General features: G+C 72.4%; 18 protein-coding genes and 1 pseudogene. 11 read left to right on the top strand and 8 right to left on the bottom strand.

The genetic code is table 11. The features are described from left to right. The first annotated feature begins 157 nt into the window (after window positions 1-157). Window positions 158-868, top strand: coding sequence for a tRNA-dependent cyclodipeptide synthase (locus ABZ937_RS38065; RefSeq protein WP_361699117.1), 711 nt, complete (start codon window positions 158-160; stop codon window positions 866-868). Further along, window positions 865-2,076 carry a cytochrome P450 gene (locus tag ABZ937_RS38060; RefSeq protein ID WP_361699115.1) on the top strand — a complete coding sequence of 404 codons (1,212 nt, stop codon included), beginning with the start codon at window positions 865-867 and terminating at the stop codon, window positions 2,074-2,076. The genes ABZ937_RS38065 and ABZ937_RS38060 overlap by 4 nt, the downstream gene beginning before the upstream one ends. A gap of 76 nt (window positions 2,077-2,152) precedes the next feature. Here the strand turns inward: ABZ937_RS38060 and ABZ937_RS38055 are convergent, their stop codons facing one another. Both ABZ937_RS38055 and ABZ937_RS38050 read right to left on the bottom strand, forming a co-directional pair. Continuing rightward, window positions 2,153-3,031 (bottom strand): hypothetical protein, encoded by an 879-nt coding sequence (locus ABZ937_RS38055; protein ID WP_361699113.1) that lies wholly within the window; start codon window positions 3,029-3,031, stop codon window positions 2,153-2,155. A gap of 102 nt (window positions 3,032-3,133) precedes the next feature. Further along, window positions 3,134-4,126, bottom strand: a complete 993-nt coding sequence (locus ABZ937_RS38050) for a hypothetical protein (RefSeq protein WP_361699111.1) — start codon at window positions 4,124-4,126, stop codon at window positions 3,134-3,136. Between the two features lie 303 nt (window positions 4,127-4,429). On the opposite strand from ABZ937_RS38050, the gene ABZ937_RS38045 reads away from it, so the two are divergent. Both ABZ937_RS38045 and ABZ937_RS38040 read left to right on the top strand, forming a co-directional pair. After that, entirely contained in the window at window positions 4,430-5,017 is a 588-nt protein-coding gene (locus tag ABZ937_RS38045) for a hypothetical protein (protein ID WP_361699109.1), read from the top strand. A gap of 163 nt (window positions 5,018-5,180) precedes the next feature. Continuing rightward, entirely contained in the window at window positions 5,181-5,849 is a 669-nt protein-coding gene (locus ABZ937_RS38040) for a class F sortase (protein ID WP_361699107.1), read from the top strand. 54 nt (window positions 5,850-5,903) lie between these two features. Here ABZ937_RS38040 and ABZ937_RS38035 read toward each other — a convergent pair whose 3' ends face one another. The 5 genes from ABZ937_RS38035 to ABZ937_RS38015 all read right to left on the bottom strand — a co-directional run bounded on the left by ABZ937_RS38035 (window position 5,904) and on the right by ABZ937_RS38015 (window position 11,004). Next, complete coding sequence (locus ABZ937_RS38035; RefSeq protein ID WP_361699105.1) at window positions 5,904-6,476, bottom strand: WHG domain-containing protein; 573 nt, start codon at window positions 6,474-6,476, stop codon at window positions 5,904-5,906. 80 nt (window positions 6,477-6,556) lie between these two features. Then, on the bottom strand, window positions 6,557-7,564 hold the full coding sequence (locus ABZ937_RS38030) for a LacI family DNA-binding transcriptional regulator (protein WP_361699103.1): 1,008 nt from the start codon (window positions 7,562-7,564) through the stop codon (window positions 6,557-6,559). Window positions 7,565-7,566: 2 nt separating this feature from the next. After that, window positions 7,567-8,859: a glycoside hydrolase family 27 protein gene (locus tag ABZ937_RS38025; protein WP_361699101.1), complete on the bottom strand. Its 1,293-nt coding sequence runs from the start codon at window positions 8,857-8,859 to the stop codon at window positions 7,567-7,569. Window positions 8,860-8,871: 12 nt separating this feature from the next. Further along, window positions 8,872-10,398: an alpha-L-arabinofuranosidase C-terminal domain-containing protein gene (locus ABZ937_RS38020; protein ID WP_361699099.1), complete on the bottom strand. Its 1,527-nt coding sequence runs from the start codon at window positions 10,396-10,398 to the stop codon at window positions 8,872-8,874. A 249-nt stretch (window positions 10,399-10,647) separates the two neighbouring features. Further along, a complete protein-coding gene (locus ABZ937_RS38015) occupies window positions 10,648-11,004 on the bottom strand; it encodes a helix-turn-helix domain-containing protein (protein WP_361699097.1) in 357 nt (118 codons plus the stop codon). 80 nt (window positions 11,005-11,084) lie between these two features. Between ABZ937_RS38015 and ABZ937_RS38010 the strand changes: the two genes are divergently transcribed. From ABZ937_RS38010 to ABZ937_RS38000, 3 genes and pseudogenes are all read left to right on the top strand, one after another. Continuing rightward, entirely contained in the window at window positions 11,085-11,972 is an 888-nt protein-coding gene (locus tag ABZ937_RS38010) for an NAD(P)-binding domain-containing protein (protein ID WP_361699095.1), read from the top strand. 108 nt (window positions 11,973-12,080) lie between these two features. Further along, window positions 12,081-12,398, top strand: a complete 318-nt coding sequence (locus tag ABZ937_RS38005) for a PadR family transcriptional regulator (RefSeq protein WP_361699093.1) — start codon at window positions 12,081-12,083, stop codon at window positions 12,396-12,398. Window positions 12,399-12,433: 35 nt separating this feature from the next. Next, window positions 12,434-12,661 (top strand): annotated as a pseudogene (locus ABZ937_RS38000) (hypothetical protein); the annotation flags it as partial. A 539-nt stretch (window positions 12,662-13,200) separates the two neighbouring features. On the opposite strand, the gene ABZ937_RS37995 reads toward ABZ937_RS38000, so the two are convergent. Then, window positions 13,201-13,449, bottom strand: coding sequence for a hypothetical protein (locus ABZ937_RS37995; protein ID WP_361699091.1), 249 nt, complete (start codon window positions 13,447-13,449; stop codon window positions 13,201-13,203). 142 nt (window positions 13,450-13,591) lie between these two features. Between ABZ937_RS37995 and ABZ937_RS37990 the strand changes: the two genes are divergently transcribed. From ABZ937_RS37990 to ABZ937_RS37975, 4 genes are all read left to right on the top strand, one after another. Further along, window positions 13,592-14,779: a hypothetical protein gene (locus ABZ937_RS37990; RefSeq protein WP_361699089.1), complete on the top strand. Its 1,188-nt coding sequence runs from the start codon at window positions 13,592-13,594 to the stop codon at window positions 14,777-14,779. Between the two features lie 183 nt (window positions 14,780-14,962). After that, window positions 14,963-15,916, top strand: a complete 954-nt coding sequence (locus ABZ937_RS37985; RefSeq protein WP_361699087.1) for a LysR family transcriptional regulator — start codon at window positions 14,963-14,965, stop codon at window positions 15,914-15,916. A 125-nt stretch (window positions 15,917-16,041) separates the two neighbouring features. Beyond that, window positions 16,042-17,409 carry an alkaline phosphatase PhoX gene (locus ABZ937_RS37980; protein ID WP_361699085.1) on the top strand — a complete coding sequence of 456 codons (1,368 nt, stop codon included), beginning with the start codon at window positions 16,042-16,044 and terminating at the stop codon, window positions 17,407-17,409. A 195-nt stretch (window positions 17,410-17,604) separates the two neighbouring features. Beyond that, a complete protein-coding gene (locus ABZ937_RS37975) occupies window positions 17,605-19,551 on the top strand; it encodes a collagenase (RefSeq protein WP_361699083.1) in 1,947 nt (648 codons plus the stop codon). Window positions 19,552-19,656 lie beyond the last annotated feature (105 nt).

The following is a 19,656-nucleotide window of genomic DNA, read 5'->3' as shown; positions in this document are numbered from 1 at the left end:
TGTCCTGAGCACTTCAACCGTTGATACGACTGATTTCAGCCAAACCCAGGCAGTTACTACCCGTGGTGATTCCGTACGGCTAGCGTGATGCCGCCGCGTCGCCACACCGGGGGCACAGGGCCCACAGGGACTAGCGCGCGGCGGAGGATTTCCCCCTTTGACCACAGCATCCGTGCTGATGGCCGACGTCTTCGAAGTCCAGCCGTACACCTCCCACTGCGAGGTCATCCTCGGTGAGGGCGCGCACGCCGTGATCGGTGTGTCCCCGGGCAACAGCTACTTCTCCGCCCGGCGCCTGCACGATCTCGCCCGCTGGGGGCTGGACCACTTCGACCGGGTCGACTTCGTCTACACCGACCTGTACGTCGCCGAGATGTACGAGGCCTCCGGCTATCCACCGGACGAGGCCCGCCGCAAGGCCGTGAAGAACCTGCGCGGCGTGCGCGCCAAGGTCCGTGACGCGGTGTCGGCGGCCGATCCGGACGGCACCCGGCTGGACTGGCATCCGATGTCGGAATTCCGCACCAACCCCGCCTACCAGGAGATCCACCGGCACCTCAAGGCGCGGCTGGTCTCCGACGGTGCCTTCCGGACCGTCTGTGAAGACCTGGTGAATCGATTCCTCACCGCGCGTGGCGAGGATCCGACCGAACGGCAGCGCGCCGTGTGCCTGGAGTACGTGTGCGCCGAGGCCCCGCTGTTCCTGGACACCCCCGCCATCCTCAAGGTGCCCTCCTCGCTCAACTGCTACCACCAGCTCCTGCCGATGGCCGAGCTGCTGTACTCCCGAGGCGCCGGCCTGCGCGCCTCCCGCAACCAGGGCCACGCCATCGTCACCCCCGCCGCCCTCGAAGGAGCCCCGACATGACCACCGCCCCGGACACCCGCACCGACCACCCCCCTTTGCCCGGCTTCCCGTTCTCCTGGGACGGCACCCGGGTGCCCGCCGAGGTCGGGGAACTGCGCGCCGCCACCCCCGTGCGCCGCGTGCGGACCATCGCCGGCGACGAGGCCTGGCTGGTGTCGTCGTACGACCTGTGCGCCCAGGTGCTCAAGGACGACCGGTTCTCCCTCAAGGACACCTCCGCGCCCGGAGTGCCCCGGCAGTACGCGCTCACGATCCCGCCCGAGGTCGTCAACAACATGGGCAACATCACCGGGGCGGGGCTGCGCCGCGCGGTGATGAAGGCGCTCAACCCCAAGGCGCCGGGCCTGATGGAGTGGATGCGCGAGGAGGCCCACCGTCTGGTGGACGCGATCGTCGCCGACGGGCCGACGGCCGACCTGCGCGGGGCGTTCTGCGAGCCGTACTCGGCCGGGATGCACTGCCGCATCCTCGGCATCGGGCAGGCCGAGGCCCCGGCCTTCCTGCGCAGCCTGGACATCGCCTTCATGAACTCCCCGTGCCCCGTCACCGGCGCCCGGCTCAACTGGGACCGGGACATCGCCCGGATGACGACCCTGCTCGACGACCCGGCGACAGGCGGCCTGATGGCCGAACTCGCCGCCCTGCGCGACGACCCCGACTACGCGCACCTCAGCGACGAGATGCTGGCCACCGTCGGCGTCACCCTGTTCGGCGCCGGCGTCATCTCCACCTCGGGCTTCCTCACCATGGCCCTGGTCTACCTGCTCACCCACCCCATCGCCCGCGACCTGCTGCGGGACCGCCCCGATCTCATCGGCCCCGGTGTGGAGGAACTGCTCCGGGTGAACCTCTCCATCGGCGACGCCCTGCCCCGCCTCGCCCTCGAGGACGTCCGGCTCGGCGATGTCGACATACGCGCCGGCGAACTCGTCCTCGTCCTGGTGGAGGGCGCCAACCTCGACCCGGAGAAGTTCCCCGACCCGCACCGCTTCGACGTCCACCGCGACAACACCGCCGACCACCTCTCCTTCGGCGGCGGCGCCCACTACTGCCCCGCGACCGCGCTCGGCCGCACACACGCCCGCATCGCCCTGGAGGTCCTGCTCGACCGGCTGCCGGACCTCACGCTCGCCGTCCCGCCGGGCCAACTGGTATGGCGCACCGGGTTCATGAAGCGGATCCCCGAACGGCTGCCGGTGACCTGGTAACCCGCAGGACCCGTCGCCCGCACGGGGCGCCCCCGGCCCGGCACCCCGGGCGGGGGCGCCGGCGACCGCAGCGCCCTCAGCCGCCGACCGGTGACGACCTCCGGGTCAGCCCCACCGGATTGCCGGGCGGCAGCAGGCCCGCCTCCTCGACGGCGCGGGCCAGCGGCTCCAGCAGCGCGGCCAGGCGTCCGCTCCGCTCGGCGCCCAGCACGGACCACGGCCCTTCGGCCGCCGCGTCGGTGAGCGCCTCGGCCTCCGCGCGCACGGCCGCGCCCGCCGGTGTGAGTGCGCCGTCCGCCGCAAGGAGGCCGTCCGCGCGCAGCCGTGCCTCGGCAGCCGCCCAGTCCGCCTCCGTCCACTTCCGGCCCTCGCGCAGCATGGTCCCGTCGGACTCGCCGGCGGCCGCCTTGAGCACCATGGCCTCGACCGGTCCGAGCCCCAGGCTGACCAGCACCGCCACATGGGAGTCGCCCCGGTGCTCGCGCAGGGTCGTCAGAGCCTGCCACAGCCGGGCGGTGGGCCGGTCCGGGCGCGGCAGCGCCTGATTGGCGGCGGCCAGCACCCTGCCCGCGGTGTCCGCGCTCGCCGCGGCCTCCCAGGCGAGGTCCGCCGCCTCCGTGAACCCGGCGGAGCCGACGGTGTCCGCGCCGAACAGGCGCGTCATCGCGGCGTCCATCGCCTCCTGGCGGGCCGCGAGCACGTCCGCGGGAGCGGCGAACGTCCACGCGTCCGGCAGCGCCCGGGCCACCCGCGCGGGGTGGAAGACGTAGAAACAGCTCGTCACCACGGACGGAGTCGCGGCGCCGAGCGGGGCGGCGCGCAGTGCGAAGTAGCCCATCCAGTACCCGCGCAGCCCGAGCCCCTCCGCCGCCCGCGGTGCCTCCGGCGCGAAGTACACGAGATCGTGCACCGGCTCGTACCGCTCCCACAGGACCCGGGCCATTCCGTCCGCCACTGCTTCCTCCCACCGCGTCGGCCTGCCGTGCTGTCGGCACCAGCCTGCTTCCTGACAGCCGTCACAACAAGACGGCCGTGGCCGGGACAGGTGTGCCCGGCGTCACCCGACGCGGACACGGCCGAGGGCGTTGCCCAGCAGTTCCGTGAACCACACGGCCCGCCCCGGCCCGGCCGTCAGGCGCAGGGGCACCTTGTCGGCGCCGTCCGGTACCGGGAACGTCTTGATCCTGCCGGTCGCGGTGATCCGGCCGATGCGGCCGGACTGGTCGGCGTACCAGATGTGACCGTCGGGCCCGCGGGTGATGCCGCCCGGCAGGGTGTCCGGCCCCGGGAGCGGGAACCGGGTGACGCGCCCCTCGTAGTCGATCCGGACGGCCGCCCGCACGCCGGACGCGGTGAGCCACATGCCGCCCGGCCCGGCGACGATGCCGCCCGGGAAGCCGGCCCCGCCGGGCAGCGGGAACTCGGTGATCCGCCCGGAGACGGTGATCCGCCCGACCTTGCCGCCGCTCAGCTCCGTGAACCACAGGGCGCCGTCCCGGCCCGCCGCGATGGAGTGGGGAGAGGCGTCCGGGGTGGGCACCGGATACTCGGTGATCCGGCCCGCGGTCGTGATGCGGCCGATCCGGTTCCCGGTCGCCTCGGTGAACCACAGGGCCCGGTCCGGTCCGAGCGCGATCCCGGCCGGGCCGCTGTCGGCCCTCGGCAGCCGGAACTCGGTGAGCCGGCCGGAGGTGGTGACACGGCCGATCCGGCCCGCGGCGGCCTCGGTGAACCACAGGGCCCGGTCCGGCCCCTGCGCGATCTCGGTCGGACCGGTGTCCGGGCCGGAGGTCGGGAAGTCGGTGACCGTCCCGTCCGCCGCCATCCGCCCGATCCGTCCCGCGCCGTGCTCCGCGAACCACAGGGCGCCGTCCGGGCCGCCGGTGATGCCGGCGGGAGCGGCGCCGGCCGTCGTGGTGACCGGATACTCCGCCACCGTCTCCGCCCCGGCACGGGCCGGGACGGTGACGGCGGCGACGGCGACCAGGGCACCGGCCCACGCGGCGGCCGGCCGACGGACCCCCGGACCGAAGAGGGTGTTCACGGGCATGGGAGCGCCTCCTTCCCGGTACGGCCACACCGCCGGACCGCGTGCTGGACATCGGACGGCCGCCGGCCGCGCCCCCGCCGGCGTACGAGTCGATCACTCGTGCAGGCGTACGACCGCCTCGGCGACTGGCCCGGACGAGGGGACGCGGAGGAGGCGCGCTGGGGCAGACGGGTGGCGTGTTGACCCGGCTGGGCGGCCCGGATGGTGGGAGCCAGGGGCCTCACTGACGGTGGTTCATGTCGGGACCGGGTCCATCCAGCTGATGAGGTATCCGCTGCCCGGTCACGGCGGAAGGACATCACTATGCGCTCTGCCCGCACGCTCCTGGCGACGGCGGCAGCCACGGCCGCCCTCGCCTTCGCCACGCCCGGCGCCGCGTCCGCCGTACCGGCCGAGCACGACGGCGGCCGTGACGACTCCTCGTACAGCAGGGAGCAGGACAGCGACTCCGACCGTGACAAGGGCTCAGACAGTGACCGTGACAAGGGCTCCGACAGGGAGCAGGACAATGACTACGGCAGCAAGCGGGACGACGGAGGGGAACACGACGGACCGCGCGGCGGAATGCACACGGGTGGCGGAGCGCTCGCCGCGGTGCGCAGCGACGACTGGGGTTCCGGCGGCGACAGCCGGTTCGACCCCGAGAGCTACCGGGACAAGGACAGTGACGACGACGGTGGCGGCAAGGAAGAGAAGGGAGACAAGGGAGACAAAGGAGGCAAAGGTGGCAAGGGCGACTGGGGTGACGACGACGAGCACGGCAAGCCGCGCGGCGGCATGCACACCGGCGGCGGCGCGCTCGCCACGCCCGGTGTCACCGCGGGCGGCCTCGCCGTGCTCGGCGTAGCCGCCACCGGCGCGTACGCGCTGCGCCGCAAGAAGACCGCGTAGCCGGCAACCTGACGGGCCGCCGTGTCCAGGGACTGCGGACGCCGCCGATACGCCGGCCGTGTCGGCGGCCCGCGCCCCCGCACCCCGCCCGGACGCCGGTTCCGGCGCCGTCCCACCCCTGCCCTGATCCCCGTGCTGCCGTGCCCGAGTGAGGTGGTGTCCGATGGCAGCAGATCCCTCCTCGACCCCCTCAGCACCGGCACCGGACGAGCAGCCCTCCGGCCGCGGCGGGCGGCTGACGCTGTGGGGTGTGGCGGCCGTGTTCCTCGCCGTCGGCATGTTCGGCGGCCATCACGGCGCGGACGACAAGCCGGAGGCGCACCAGGCATCGGGCGTCGGCGCGGCTTCGCCGACCGGCCCGCGGCAGCCGGGCGAGGCACTGCCCCGCTCCACACCGACCCGCCTGCGCATCCCGAAGATCTCCGTGGACGCCCCCTTCACCACCCTGGCCATCGGCGCCTCGGGCCAGCTGCAGCCCCCGCCCGCCGCCGACACCAATCTCGTCGGCTGGTACGCCGCGGGGGTCTCGCCCGGCGAGCAGGGCACCGCGATCATCGCGGGGCACGTCGACACGGTGACCTCCGCGGCCGTCTTCGCCGATCTCGACGAGCTGGCGCCCGGCGACCGGTTCTCCGTGGAGCGGTCCGACGGGCGCACGGCGGACTTCGTCGTGGACGACACCGAGACCTTCGCCAAGGACGACTTCCCCAGCGAGCGCGTGTACGCGGACGCCGCGCGCCCCGAGGTCCGGCTCATCACCTGCGCCGGGGACTACGACCACGAGGTCCGGGACTACACCGACAACCTGGTCGTCTTCGCCCACCTGGAGTGAGCCGCCCGGTCGGGCGATGCGCGGCGGCTCCGCGTGCTGCGAGCCCGGCGCGTCTCAGGCGCGGGCCGGCCAGTTGCGCAGCAGGGAGTCGAGGGCGTCCAGGATGCGGGTCCAGGATTCCTGCGAGTCGGGCGCGCTGTGGCTGAAGCCGCCGGTCGCCTCCAGGCTGACGTAGCCGTGGAAGACGCTGCCCAGCAGGCGGACCGCGTGGGTCTGGTCCGGCTCGGTCAGGTCGTAGCCGCGCAGGATCGCCCGGGTCAGCTGGGCGATCCTGACGCCCGCGCTGCCGGCCGCAGTCGCGGAGTCCAGCGGGTACCGGGCCGCCGTGTAGCGGCCGGGGTGGGTGCGGGCGTAGTCCCGGTAGACGTTCGCGAAGGCGCCGAGGGCGTCCTTGCCGGACCGGCCGGCCAGTGCTTCGGCGGCGCGGTCGGCCAGCTCCTCCAGGGCGAGCAGCGCGATCCGCGTCTTCAGGTCCTGGGAGTTCTTCAGGTGCGAGTACAGGCTCGCGACCTTGACGTCGAAGCGCCGGGCCAGCGCGGACGCCGTCACCTGGTCGAAGCCGACCTCGTCGGCCAGCTCCGCACCGGCACGGACCAGTCGTTCGGCGGTCAGACCCGCACGCGCCATGGCTCTTCTCCCGTCTGTCCGAAGCGATTATGGAACTCCCTAAAAGGTGTAGGCAAAACGGGATCACTGCGCAGGTCGGCTCAGCCGCCCGTGGACTCGCGGATCACCAGGGAGAACGGGCCGACGAACTCCTCCTGGACCGCCGGGGGCCCCTCCCGGCCCATCCGGGCGACCAGCAGAGCCACGGCCCGCTCGGCCATGAGGTCGTGGTCCGGATCCACCGTGGACAGCGAGGGGACGAGAAACGCGCTCTCGTCGACGTTGTCGAACCCGATCACCCTGACTTGCTCCGGCACCCGCACTCCCGCGTCCGCGAGGCCGCGCAGCACGCCCATCGCCACGGTGTCCGTCACACAGAACACGCCGTCGAAGGCCGGGCCGTCCGCCACCATCGCCCGGGCCCGCCGGGCCGCCGCTTCCATGGTGAGTGCCGGAAGGCTCTGCACCAGCGCGGGGTCCGCGGGCAGGCCGGCCGCGGCCAGCGCCTGCCGGTAGCCGGCGTGCCTGAGGCTCGACACATCGGCCTCGTCGCGCAGTTCGCCGCAGACCAGGGCCACGCGCCGGCAGCCCCGCTCGATCAGATGCCGGGTCGCGGCGGCGGACGCCGCCACATTGGGCATCGCGACATGGTCCACCGGGCCGCCGAAGATCCGCTCGCCGAGGATCACCACCGGGTGGTCCACCTCGATCGCCTCGACATCGGCCCGGCCCATGCCGACGGCGCTGAGGATCAGCCCGTCGTAGAGCCGGTTGCGGGACTGGGACAGCGCCGCCAGCTCGTCCTCCCGGCGGGCGCCGGTCTGCTCGATGCTCACCCGGAGGCCGTGCCTGCCGGCCGCCGTGATGAGGGCGGCGGCCAGCCGGCCGTAGTACGGGCGGTTCACCTCCGGGACCGCGAGGCCGATGGTTCCCGTGCGGCCCTTGCGGAGGTTGCGGGCCGCCACGTTGACCCGGTAGTCGAGCCGGGCCATCGCCTCCAGGACGCGGGCGCGGGTGGCGGGGCGCACATGGGGGCGGTCGTTGATGACGTTGGAGACCGTCATCGCCGACACGCCGGCCGCCTTCGCCACGTCCTGGATCGTCGCCACGCTCAGTCCCGCCCGCTGTCCTCGGCCAGACGATAGAGGGCGGCGCCGTGGGCGGGCAGGCGGACGGTGAGGTGCCTGCCGTCGTGCGGGGTGTCGGCGTGGGTCCACAGCTCGCGGATCCGGTCGGCGGGGCGGGCGCCGATCGAGCCGAGCGGCACCTCGTACCGGCGCGGCTCGCCGGCGAGGGAGAACACGGCGGCGTACCGGGTACGGCCGTCGGTGTCGCGGGCGGTCCACAGGACGAGACCGTCCTCGCGGAGCACCTCGCGGTTGCCGGTGCTGTGCCACAGTACGGCGAGCGCCTCGTCGTTGGTCAGGAGTTCGAGGGTCTCGGGCGGGCTGGTGGGCAGGTCGCCGCCCATCATCAGCGGTGACCGGGAGATCAGCCACAGGGTGAGCAGGCTGGTCTGCTCGGGCCGGGTGAGGGAGCACAGCCGGTCGTCGCCGCGTTCGGCGCGGATGCCGATGCGGCCGAGCGGCAGCATGTCGGCGTCCGCCCAGCCGCCCGCGCCCTGCCAGGGCGCCCACCGGGCCATCCGGGCGAACTGCGCCTCGACGTCCTCCCACCGGTCCCACAGATCGTCGCAGACACGCCACATGGTGGCGTGTTCGCGCAGATGGTCCAGACGGGCCAGGGAGACGTCGGTGCCGGGGGACAGGCTCAGCTCGATCGGCCGGCCGCTGCGCTCGACGGCCCGCGCGTAGGCCGCGATCTCCCGCTCGTGGTACGGGACCAGCATGTCGTCGGCCTTCACGAAGTCCACGCCCCACGCGGCGAACTGGGCGACCTGGGAGTCGTAGTAGGCCTGGGCGCCCGGATGGTCGTGGTCCAGGCCGTAGTTGTCGGGGTTCCAGGGGCAGACGGAGCCCGTGTCGGCGATCTCGTCGGCGGTGAACTCCGTTCCGGCTACGGGCAGTCGGGCGGCGACGGCCCGGCGCGGGACACCCCGCATGATGTGCAGGCCGAACCGCAGCCCGAGAGCGTGGACGCGCGCGGCGAGCGGTGCGAAACCCGCCCCGCCGGCGGCGGAGGGGAACCGGTTCGGTGCCGGGAGCTGACGGCCGTACGCGTCCAGGACCAGCGGGGCGTCCGCGTTGTACCCGTGGGCGCGGGCCGTCGGCTCGTACCACTGGATGTCCACCACCACGGTGTCCCAGCCGTGCGCGAGCAGGTGGTCCCGCATGAACTCGGCGTTGGCGAGCACCTCCTGCTCGGTGACGGTCGTGCCGTAGCAGTCCCAGCTGTTCCAGCCCATCGGTGGACGCAGCCGGCGGTCGGGGAGGGGTCGGTTCACGGTCGTGTCCTCTCAGTCCGGCAGGGACATGGGGGCCTGGACGGTGACGAAGGAGTGCGGCGGGAGGGCGAGCGCCAGCCCCGCGCCGGTCACGGTCACGCCGTCGAACGGGCGCGGTGCCACGGCCGTGGGCGCCTGGGGGGTGTTGTGCGCCTGGAGCCGGTCGGCGGTGAGGACGCGGGCGAGAGGTTCGCCGATCCGGCCGCCGCGCAGGTCCAGGCTCACCTCGGCCGGTTCCTCCGCGTCCAGATTGCTGAGCGAGACGAGCAGCCTGCCGTCCTTGACGCTCGCGGACACGGACAGCGTGTCCAGCACCGCGTCCCCGACCTGGCGCCGCGCCCGCTCCGCGCGCAGGTGCACGGGCAGTGAGGCGGCGTCCTGGTGGCCCTTGTTCATCTCGAAGACGTGGTACGTCGGCGTGAGCACCAGCGCGTCCCCGTCCGTGAGGACCATCGCCTGCAGGACGTTGACGGTCTGCGCGATGTTCGCCATGACCAGGCGTGCCGCGTGCCGGTGGAAGACGTCGAGGTGGACGCTCGCCACGAGCGCGTCGCGCAGCGTGTTCTGCTGGAACAGGAAACCGGGGTTCGTGCCCGGCTCGACGTCCCACCAGGTGCCCCACTCGTCCAGCACGAGACCCACGGTGCGCCCGGGGTCGTAGCAGTCCATGACGGTGGAGTGACCGGTCAGGACGCGGTCCACGCGCCGTGCGGAGAGCATCGTGCGGTAGTGGTCGTCGGTGTCGAAGACGGTGGCGCTGCCCTTCGCCTCCCAGGGGCCGGCCAGCGTGTAGTAGTGCACCGAGAGCGCCTGGTAGTAGGTGCGCGGGGTGGCCTCGCAGCCGAAGCAGTTGATCTGCCGCATCAGCGTCTCGGTCCACGCGTAGTCGTCGTCGGAGGCGCCCGAGGCGATCCGGTACAGCTTGTTGTCACCGTGGTCGCGGCAGTACGTGCCGTACTGGCGGGCCAGATCGGCGAAGTACTCGGCACGCATGTTGCCTCCGCAGCCCCAGGTCTCGTTGCCGAGGCCCCAGAACCGCACCCGCCACGGCTCCTCGCGGCCGTTGGCCCGGCGCAGCCGCACCATGGGGCTGTCGCCGTCCCGGGTGAGGTACTCCACCCACTCGCTCATCTCCCGGACCGTGCCGCTGCCGACGTTGCCGCTGATGTACGGCTCGGCGCCGAGCAGTTCGCACAGGGCCATGAACTCGTGGGTGCCGAAGTGGTTGTTCTCCTCGACGTTCCCCCAGTGGGTGTTGACCGTCCGGGGCCGCTGCTCGCGCGGTCCTATGCCGTCCCGCCAGTGGTACTCGTCGGCGAAACAGCCGCCCGGCCAGCGGAGATTGGGGATGTCCAGGGCGCGCAGGGCCGCGACGACGTCCAGCCGGATGCCGCCCTCGTTCGGGATCGGGGAGTCCTCGCCGACCCAGAACCCGCCGTAGACACACCGCCCGAGATGCTCGGCGAAGTGCCCGTACAGATGGCGGCTGATCCTCGGGCCCTCGATGTCGAGGTTGACGATCGCGGTCGCGACGGGCACGGGGTCCTCCCGTCCGAGATCCCTTGTATCGATAAAACCCGCCGACACAAGCTCGCACCGGGGGGCCGGGGCGTCAAGGGGGCAGGGCCCGGCCGCAGGGGCTCCGCACCCGTGCCGACTCTGGGTCCGCAGGCGCCGGACCACCCACTTTTTTGTGGGTACTTGGCAGCCCCCGCCAGCCCGGGAGAGGCTGTTTCCCGAGGTCAGGGGCTGCCGGAGAGCAGAGAAGGAGGTGACAGCCGCACCGCCTCAGGACGCCGCTCCGTGTGCGCGCTCGCGGAGCCGGCCCAGCCGGCGGTGGCCCCACTCGGCCAGGGGGTCCAGTGCCTCGGCCAGGTCACGGCCGAACGCGGTCAGCGAGTACACGGTCTTCGGCGGCAGCACGTCGTGCACCTCCCGGTGCACGAGCCCGTCCTCCGCCATCTCGCGCAGCGCCTGGGTCAGCACCTTCTCGCTCAACCCGGGCAGTAGGCGGCGCAGTTCGCCGGGCCGGTGCGGGCCGGACTCCAGCAGCCACAGCAGCGACGTCTTCCACTTGCCGTCGATCACTGCGATCGCGGCGGTCACTCCGCAGACGTTCGGGTCCTGAGCACGGCTGCGCGTCATCGTCGTCCTCTTCGGTTCCTCACGGCCGCTTCGGCCGCTCTTCCTCATCACTTACGGTCACCACATACGGGAGTTGCAACATGTCCACAGCTCTGAATCTTCCTGCCGTCACCGTGCTCGGCCTCGGCCCCATGGGCCGGTCGCTGGCGGGCGCGTTCCTCAAGGCCGGCCTTCGGACCACGGTCTGGAACCGCACGCCGGGGAAGGACGGCGAGCTGACCGAGCAGGGCGCGGCCGGTGCCGCGTCGGCCGAAGAGGCCGTGGCGGCGGGGGAGCTGATCGTCGTCTGCGTGGTGAACTACGACGCCGCCGACGCGATCCTGCGCCGTGACGAGGTCGCCCGCGCGCTGAAGGGCCGTACCGTCGTGAACCTGACCGCCGACACCCCGGACCGCGCCCGGGACACCGCTCAGTGGGCGGCGGCCCAGGGCATCGACTACCTGGACGGCGCGATCATGACCCCCGCCCCCAGCATCGGCACCCCGGAGGCCGTCTTCCTGCACAGCGGTCCCCGCGACCTCTACGACAGGCACCGGACGGCGCTGGACGTGCTCGGCGGGACGCACACCCACCTGGGCGAGGAGATCGGACGCGCCGCCGCCTTCGACATCGCGCTCCTCGACATCTTCTGGACCGCGATGGCCGGTTACGCGCACGCCGTGGCGATCGCCCGGGCGGAGGGCGTCACCGCCCGGGAACTGGCCCCGTTCGCCCAGGGCATCGGTGCGATCCTGCCGCCGCTGTTCGAGACGTTCGCCGAGGACGCGGACAGCGGCACCTACTCCGGCGAGATCAACCCCATCACCTCGGCCGTCTCCACCATGGCCCATGTCGTCGCCGTCTCCGAGTCCCACGGCATCGACGCGGGCGTGATGCGGTCCGTGGAGGGGCAGGCCCGCCGCGTCATCGGCCTCGGCCACGGCACGGACGGGTTCATCCGGGTGGCGGAGGTGCTGGGCCGCCACTGAGTCCCGGCTCGGCACGCCGTCGCCGGCCGGCCGCCCGAGCGCGCGGCCGGCCGGTGTCCGGGGATTGTCGTTCTCGACATACGGTCGGCGCGGTGCTTCACTGGTGACATGACGTCAATTCGGCTGACCACGCCCACACTTGGGGTCATCGGAGTGCTGTTGTCGTCCACCGCCGACGATCCCGCGTGGGGACTGAAGATCTGCGAGGAGACCGGCCTCGGCTCCGGGACGGTGTACCCGATCCTGGAGCGCCTGGTCGCCGCCGGGTGGGTCACCCGGTACGAGGAGACGGGCGAGCACCCGGGGCGGCCGAAGCGGTACTACTACGAACTCACCGCTGTCGGCGAGCAGGCGGCCCACCGGGCCCGCGAGCGCAAGCCCCGGTTCTTCGGGCGGCGCACGGCGATCGACGGGGGCATGGCGTGAGCACGGAGGAGGAGCGCTCCGAGATCTCTGGCCCCGAGCCCGCCGGCTCCGGGGTGATGGCCGTGGTCGCGGTACTGGCGCCGGTGCTCTTCGGCACGGCGGCGGCGATCTTCCTGCTCGTCGGCTACGGACTGAAGATGCTTGATCCCGAGCCCGGCTTCGCGCGGACGCTGCTCACCGCGGGCTGGCTGTTCGGCGCGGCGACGGCGGTCTCAATCCTGGTAGGCATGGCAGGGCTGGTGTTCGTCGCCCTGCGCAATAGTCGCCCGCAGTCGGCCGAGGGCGAGTCCGTCGGCGCCGCGGGAACCGCTCAGCCGCGGGGCAGGGCCGCGCTGCGGACGCTCGACTTCGCCTCCTTCATCGCCGGAAGCCGCAGGGCACACCTCCGGGAGGAGTGGACCGCCGTCCTCGCGGGCGACCCCGACCACGGCGTCGTCCTCTCCGCGTCCCGCAGGATGAGCTACGCCCTCGGCTTCCTCCGGGCCGCGCTCCGCATGCGGCTGAGTGATCTCGCAACTCCTGTGTGGATGCCGGTGGACTGGCTGCTGGCGGACGAGTCGCGCACGCACGGGTGCATCGCGCTGGGCGTGGGTGCGCAGGTCGTGTACATCCAGTACCAGGACGGCTTCCACGCCCTGGTCACCGAGGGCTGGGGCTGGTGCGCCGGGTGCGGAGTCGCACTCCGGCTGCTCGCCGGCTGGCTCCGCAGGGTCCGCGGCATCGAACTCGCCGCGCGGCACGGCGACTCCGGAGAGCGCTGACGACCCGCGACGACGTCACACCGGGCCGCGGCACTCGCCTGTCAGTCCGCAGACGCCAGGCACGAGCCTTCGCTCTCGTCCGTGGAAATGACGGGGACGGCGACGGCGTACGTTTCAAGCTGGCACACGTTGACGTTCGAGAGCAGGTCCGATTCGTTACCGAAGCTGGTCAGGCCGGACTCGTCGGCGGCGTTGGGTTCGTCTTCGTCCTGTGCGGTGGCGGTAGTGGCGGTGCCGGCGACGGCGGCCGCGGCGAGCATGAGGGTGGCGACAGCGATGCGGATGCGCACAGGGCCTCCTTGAGCGGCGAGCCGCCGGGTGCGGCCCTTCTGGCACATCGTCGACCGGGGATCCGCAGGGCGCACGCCGAGTGAAGCGACCGGGCACGACATGGGGTTCGGGTTCGGGTTCGGTGGAGGAAAATGCGTCCTCATGGAGGAACGCATACCCCTGGCCGACGGCCGGATGGTCACCGCCGATGCGCTGGTCGGTACCGAGTTCGACGTCATCGCCTGGCGCGAGACGGACGGCGCGCAGGTGCCGCGCCGGGCCCGCGCCGACTGGAACCGGCACGAGGCCGCCTATCGCGTCCGGACGCACTCCGGACGCGAGATCATCCGCGCCGCCGAGCACCCCCTGTGGTCCGCCCTGGCGGAGAGCAGCATCAAGGGTGGCAGGGCCAAGGGCACCGTCACCCTCACCCCGTGCGTCCGCGGCTGGACCGCGGTGGCGAAGCTCCAGCCGGATGACCTGGTGCTGGTCCCGGAACAGCACACCGCCCGGGGCGCGCTCCCGGCTGACCCGGACGACGTGGCACTCCTCGGTTACCTGCTCGGTGACGGTGGTACGACCAAGCCCGGCCAGGTCAGCTTCACCCAGCAGGACGGTGCCGCGCTCGACGAGTTCCGCGGCATGGTCGACCGGCTGGGATGCGACCTGTACGTGATGCGCAGCCGCCCGTACCACTACGTCGTGCGGAACCTGGACACCTCGCACCGGCCGCGCGCGATCGGCTCCGGCCGGTGGAACCCCGTGGTCGACCGTGTGCGCGCCTGGGGCCTCGAGGGGAAGGGCGCCCGCGAGAAGGCGTTCCCCGACTGGGCATGGACGCTGCCCAACGACCAGCTCGCCATCCTCCTGGGCCGTCTCATGGCCTGCGACGGCAACGTCTACTGCAAGGAGCAGGCCGGTAACCGGCTCATGGCCCGTGTCGCCATCACCCTCGCCAGCGAGCGCATGATTCGCGACGTGGAAGCGGCCATGCTGCGCCTCGCCGTCTGGGGCTATGTGCGGCACCGCCGCATCCGGTACAACGGCGGCTTCAACGACGCGTGGGAATGGTCGTGCCGTGACCGCGAAGCTCTGGTCCGGCTCGCCGGCCTCATCGACATGCCCGGCAAGAACGAGGCGATGCGGCACCTCGTCGCCGCTGTCGGATCCCGCTCGACCGCCCGAACCCGTTCCTGGCCACGACGCAACGCTCCGGCCGGCTACCGGTGGGAACGCGTCAGCGAGGTCGAGGAACTGCCCGTCACCCGCGCCCTCTCCCTGGAGGTCGACGAGGATCACCCCTTCGTGACGTCGTACGTCGAACACCACGCCTCGGCAGGGACCGGCTGAGGCCCGCAGCGTACGGCCGGCACCCTCCGGCACCCTGGCGGACCTGCGCCTTGTGCCGCGGAGGACGCCATGGAACGCTTCGGTCCGCCGGCCGCGACCTCGGCCGGCAGGGGCTGTGAGCTCTGGTTTCCCGGGTGAGGTGCGCTCGGGAACCGGCTGTGGGACGGAACGGGGAGTGAACCGATGGAGTTGGAGCTGCGGCATCTGCGGGTGCTGTGCGCGATCGCCGACGCGGGCAGTGTGGGCCGCGCCGCCGCACAGCTGGGCTACTCGCAGCCGGCCGTGAGCACCCAGCTCCGGCGCATCGAACGCCACCTGGGCGAGCCGCTCTTCGAACGCGGGCCGAGCGGGGTCCGGCCGACGCGGTACGGCGCCGAGGTCGTCGAACAGTCCCGGGATGTCCTCGCGCGGGCCGCCGCGATCGGGCACCGCACGGCCGCCGACCGCCCCCGCCGGACCCTGCGCGTGGCCGCGACCAACTCACCCATGCTGTCCGGCACGGTCTCCCGCGTCCGCGCTCGGCTCCCCGAGCTGACCCTCTCGGTCACCAGCGTCTACGCGTCCTCGCGGATCGTGGAGCTGCTGGAGGACGGCGCGGTGGACGCCGCCATCGCCGCCGACTACCCGGGCATGGAACTGCGGCACTCGACCGCCGTACGGCACCGCGGGATCGTCACCGAGCCCACGTTCGTCGCCCTGCCCTCCCGGCACCGGCTGCGGCAGAGCGCTCAGGTGCAGCTCGCCGACCTCGCCGAGGACGCGTGGTTCGTGACCCCGGACGACGGCGCCGGCTGGCCGGGGGTGTTCTACGACGCCTGCGCGGCGGCCGGGTTCACACCGGTCACCGTGCACGAGTGGCTCGGCGACCAGACCCAGCTGCAGAGCATGATCGCCGACGGTCTCGGGGTGTCCCTGGTGCAGCCGACGCTGCGGCCGATCCCGCACGTCGTCGTCAAACCGCTCGTGGGTTCCCCGCTGTGGTGCCGGTACGTGCTGGCCTGGCGGCCGGACACCGTCACCGACGACGTCGTGGAGACGGTGTTCCAGTCCGCCACGGACGCGTACCGGGACCTCGTCGCCCAGGCCCCGCACCTGCGCACCTGGGCCTCGCGCACCTGGAGCGTCGCCGGGGCCTAGGAGACGCGGGAGACCACTCCGTGGCGGAGTGACATGTGCTCCGCGCGTGGTTCCCGCGGCCCGCACCAGGTGATAGACACGGCGGGGTCACAGTTCCTGTCCGCCAGCAGGAAGGTTGCTGCCGTATGTCCGCAACGCGCCGTCAGGTCCTGTCCCGCGCCAGCGCCCTGGGAGTGGGCATCGCCTTCACCGGGGCCCTGTCCGAGGTCTTCGCGGGCACCGCCGCCGCCCAGAGCCTCGGCCACGCCGGTCATGGTCCGCTCGTTCCCGATCCGAACGGCCTGCTCGACCTGCCGAAAGGTTTCCGCTACACCGTGCTCTCCCGTGAGGGCGACCAGCTCCGTTCGGGTGAGGGCCGTGTGCCCTCCCACCATGACGGCATGGCCGCGTTCGCCGGCCGAAGGGGCCGGACGCACCTCGTGCGCAACCACGAGAACCGTGTCACCGCCGAGATCCCGGTCCCGGCCGTCAGCGGTCTCACCTACGACCCGGCGGGCAAGGGCGGCTGTACGGCCCTGACGCTCGACAGCCGTCAACGCGTGCTCTCGGAGCGGGTCGCCATCGCCGGCACGGCCGTCAACTGCGCCGGCGGCCGCACCCCCTGGGGCACCTGGCTGACCTGCGAGGAGACCGAGGACCGGGCAGGAACCAACGGCTACACCAAGGACCACGGCTTCGTCTTCGAGGTCCACCCCACCGAACCGCACCTCACCGGCGCGGTCCCGCTGACCGCGATGGGCCGCTTCCAGCACGAGGCGGTCGCGATCGACCCGCGCGACGGCGTCGTCTACGAGACGGAGGACGCCTTCGAGAAGCCGTTCGGCCTCTTCTACCGCTTCCTGCCGGCCAAGCCACTGGGCGGCGTCGGCTCGCTGCGCGCGGGCGGCCGGCTCCAGGCGATGCGGGTGCCCGGCGTACCGGACCTGTCGACGATCCGGCAGCCCGGCGCGCACTTCGACGGCATCGAGTGGGTGGACGTCCCCGATCCGTCGGCCGCGTCCACGCCGACCCGGTTCCAGGACTACGGGCGCGGGGGCATCACGCACGCGCAGAAGCTGGAGGGCTGCTACTGGGGCGGCGGCTGTGTGTACTTCGTGTCGTCCTTCGCCCGTAGCGCGGACGGTTCCGCGGCCGACCACTACGGCCAGGTCTGGCGCTACGACCCCGCGCGCCGCCGGCTGAGTCTGGTCGTCGTGTTCGGCCCGGACACCGACGTGCAGCTGCCCGGCGAGTCCCCGGACAACATCTGCCTCACGCCCAGCGGCGGCCTGATGGTCTGCGAGGACGGCAACGGTGCGCAGCACGTCTTCGGCCTGACCCGCCAGGGCGAGGTGTACGCGATGGCCCGGGGCCGGCAGAACATCGGGACGGAGACGGAGCCCGAGTGGGGAGAGTTCGCCGGGGTCACCTTCTCGCCCGACGGGGAGACGATGTACGTCAACTGCTACACGCCCGGCACCACGTTCGCGGTGACCGGGCCGTGGCGCGGGTAGGCGGCGGGCGGCCGTGACCATGCCGGGGCGCGTGGGCGCCCCGGCATGACGGCGGAGTGACGGGTCGGCGATGTTATGAGCGGCCAGTGCCATGTGCTATGTCACACGCCATTGTTGCGCCGGGTGGTGCGCTGAGACAGTGCCTCACACGCCTCAACACCCCACAGAGGCGCATTTCTTCGTGGAGGAATCCAGATGCGCTATCGCTTCGCGCTGCCCGGACGCGTGCCGAGAGGCACGATCGGCCGCATCGCCGGCGCCGCCGCCGTCTGCGTCACCCTGGCCGGCCTGCTGTCCACCCCGGCCCTGGCCGCACCCCAGCCGCACACCGGCACGGCCGCCGCACCCCGCGCGCACCTCCCCGTGCCGTCGCCCGCAGCCGCGCCCACCGCCGCCACCGAGCGCCCCGCGACCCAGGCCGAACGGCTCGACCCGGCCCAACTCCCGCCGCTGCAGCCGACGTTCACCCGGCCGACCGCGCACGCGGCGAAGGCGGCCTCCTGCACCCCGGGCGACTTCGGCAGCCGTACCGGCACCGCGCTCGTCTCCTACGTCAAGGCCGCGACCCCGGACTGCGTCAACACGCTCTTCTCGGTGACCGGAACGGACGCCCGGGACATCTTCCGCCAGGCCCAGATGCTGACCGTGGCGAACGCGTTCACGCGCACCGCGGGACGGTACCAGGGCGACAACTCCGGCAGCCTGCTGCAGCTGGTCCTCTTCCTGCGCGCCGGCTACTACGTCCAGTTCAACCACCCCGGTGACGTGGGCCCGTACACCTCCCGGCTCACCACCGCCGTCACCGGCGGCCTGGACACCTTCTTCGCCCGCTCCCACTCCGGGGACGTCACGGCGGCCAACGGCGACATCCTCGGCGAGACCGTGATCCTCACCGACAGCGCCGACCAGCAGGGCCGCTACCTGTACGTCTACCGGCGGCTGCTGAACGACTACGACAGCTCGTACGACTCCATAGCCAGCATGATCAGGGCCGTCAACGACGTCTACACCCCGCTGTGGCGCGGCAACTGGAACCCGCAGTACGTGCGGGCGGTCGAGGCCGACCCGCGCATCATCGACACCCTGTACGACTTCGCGCTGGCCAACACCGACCAGCTCGGCACCGACCTGGCCTTCCTGGACTCCAACGCCGGGATGAACGTGGCCCGTTACGTCGAGCACCCCGAACTGCGGGACACCGCACGGCCGTTGGCCAAGGACCTGCTGGACCGGACCGGGATCACGGGCCCGACGGCCGGGCTGTGGGTGGCGGTGGCCACCCAGGCCAACTCCTACGACAGCGCCGACTGCGCGTACTACGACGTCTGCAACCTGCCGGAGAAGCTCGACAGGGCCGTCCTGCCCGTCACTCACCGCTGCGACGCGAACGTCACCGTCCGCGCCCAGGCCCTGTCCGCCGCCGACCTCGGCGCCGCCTGCACCAGCGTGCTCGGCCAGGACGCCTACTTCCGCTCGGTCGTGCGGGCCGGCGGCCCGATACCCGGCCAGTACGCCTCGACCCTCCGGCTCGTGGTCTTCACCAGCCGCGCCGACTACCAGATGTACGCCGGCGCGATGTACGGCATCAGCACCGACAACGGCGGCATGACCCTGGGCGGCGACCCGTCGGACCCGGCCAACCAGCCGATGTCGATCATGTACCAGAAGAACTACGACAACGGCTTCCCGGCCCGGATCTGGAACCTCAACCACGAGTACACGCACTTCCTGGACGCCCGCGACGACATGAGGGGCGACTTCGCCCACCAGATCTCCGTGCCGGACGTGTGGTGGATCGAGGGCATCGCCGAGTACGTCTCCTACAGCTACCGGGGCCTCACCGACGACCAGGCCGTCCAGGAGGCCGGCAAGCACACGTACCGGCTGAGCACCCTGTTCGAGAACACCTACGACAACAGCGACGTGACCCGCACCTACCCGTGGGGATACCTCGCCGCGCGCTACATGATCGAGCGGCACCCCGACGACGTCCAGGGCATGCTCGCCCGCTTCCGCGTCGGTGACTACGCCGGCGGATACGCCGTCTACCACGACGGCATCGGCACCCGCTACGACGCCGACTTCGACCAGTGGCTCACCGCGTGTGCCGCGGGCGCCTGCGCCAGGCCCGCCAAGGCCTGACCGCACGCGCCCCAGCAGGGCGGCGAGACCCGTCAACTGCCGTGCGTGCCCGGCGTCGTAGGCGACCACGTCGACCACCAGGTCACAGCCGTCACCCACCACCGC

It is taken from the genome of Streptomyces sp. NPDC046727, assembly GCF_040645635.1.
Lineage (GTDB): Bacteria > Actinomycetota > Actinomycetes > Streptomycetales > Streptomycetaceae > Streptomyces.
Note: the sequence above shows the minus strand (reverse complement) of the source record. Positions and strands in the feature narration are given on the sequence as shown.

Excerpts from the sequence above, each read along its gene's own strand:
- ABZ937_RS38060 (WP_361699115.1), top strand. The coding sequence starts at position 865 with ATGACCACCGCCCCGGACACCCGCACCGACCACCCCCCTTTGCCCGGC.
- ABZ937_RS38050 (WP_361699111.1), bottom strand. The coding sequence starts at position 4,126 with ATGCCCGTGAACACCCTCTTCGGTCCGGGGGTCCGTCGGCCGGCCGCC.
- ABZ937_RS38045 (WP_361699109.1), top strand. The coding sequence starts at position 4,430 with ATGCGCTCTGCCCGCACGCTCCTGGCGACGGCGGCAGCCACGGCCGCC.
- ABZ937_RS38040 (WP_361699107.1), top strand. The coding sequence starts at position 5,181 with ATGGCAGCAGATCCCTCCTCGACCCCCTCAGCACCGGCACCGGACGAG.
- ABZ937_RS38035 (WP_361699105.1), bottom strand. The coding sequence starts at position 6,476 with ATGGCGCGTGCGGGTCTGACCGCCGAACGACTGGTCCGTGCCGGTGCG.
- ABZ937_RS38015 (WP_361699097.1), bottom strand. The coding sequence starts at position 11,004 with ATGACGCGCAGCCGTGCTCAGGACCCGAACGTCTGCGGAGTGACCGCC.
- ABZ937_RS38010 (WP_361699095.1), top strand. The coding sequence starts at position 11,085 with ATGTCCACAGCTCTGAATCTTCCTGCCGTCACCGTGCTCGGCCTCGGC.
- ABZ937_RS38005 (WP_361699093.1), top strand. The coding sequence starts at position 12,081 with ATGACGTCAATTCGGCTGACCACGCCCACACTTGGGGTCATCGGAGTG.
- ABZ937_RS37990 (WP_361699089.1), top strand. The coding sequence starts at position 13,592 with ATGGAGGAACGCATACCCCTGGCCGACGGCCGGATGGTCACCGCCGAT.
- ABZ937_RS37985 (WP_361699087.1), top strand. The coding sequence starts at position 14,963 with ATGGAGTTGGAGCTGCGGCATCTGCGGGTGCTGTGCGCGATCGCCGAC.
- ABZ937_RS37980 (WP_361699085.1), top strand. The coding sequence starts at position 16,042 with ATGTCCGCAACGCGCCGTCAGGTCCTGTCCCGCGCCAGCGCCCTGGGA.
- ABZ937_RS37975 (WP_361699083.1), top strand. The coding sequence starts at position 17,605 with ATGCGCTATCGCTTCGCGCTGCCCGGACGCGTGCCGAGAGGCACGATC.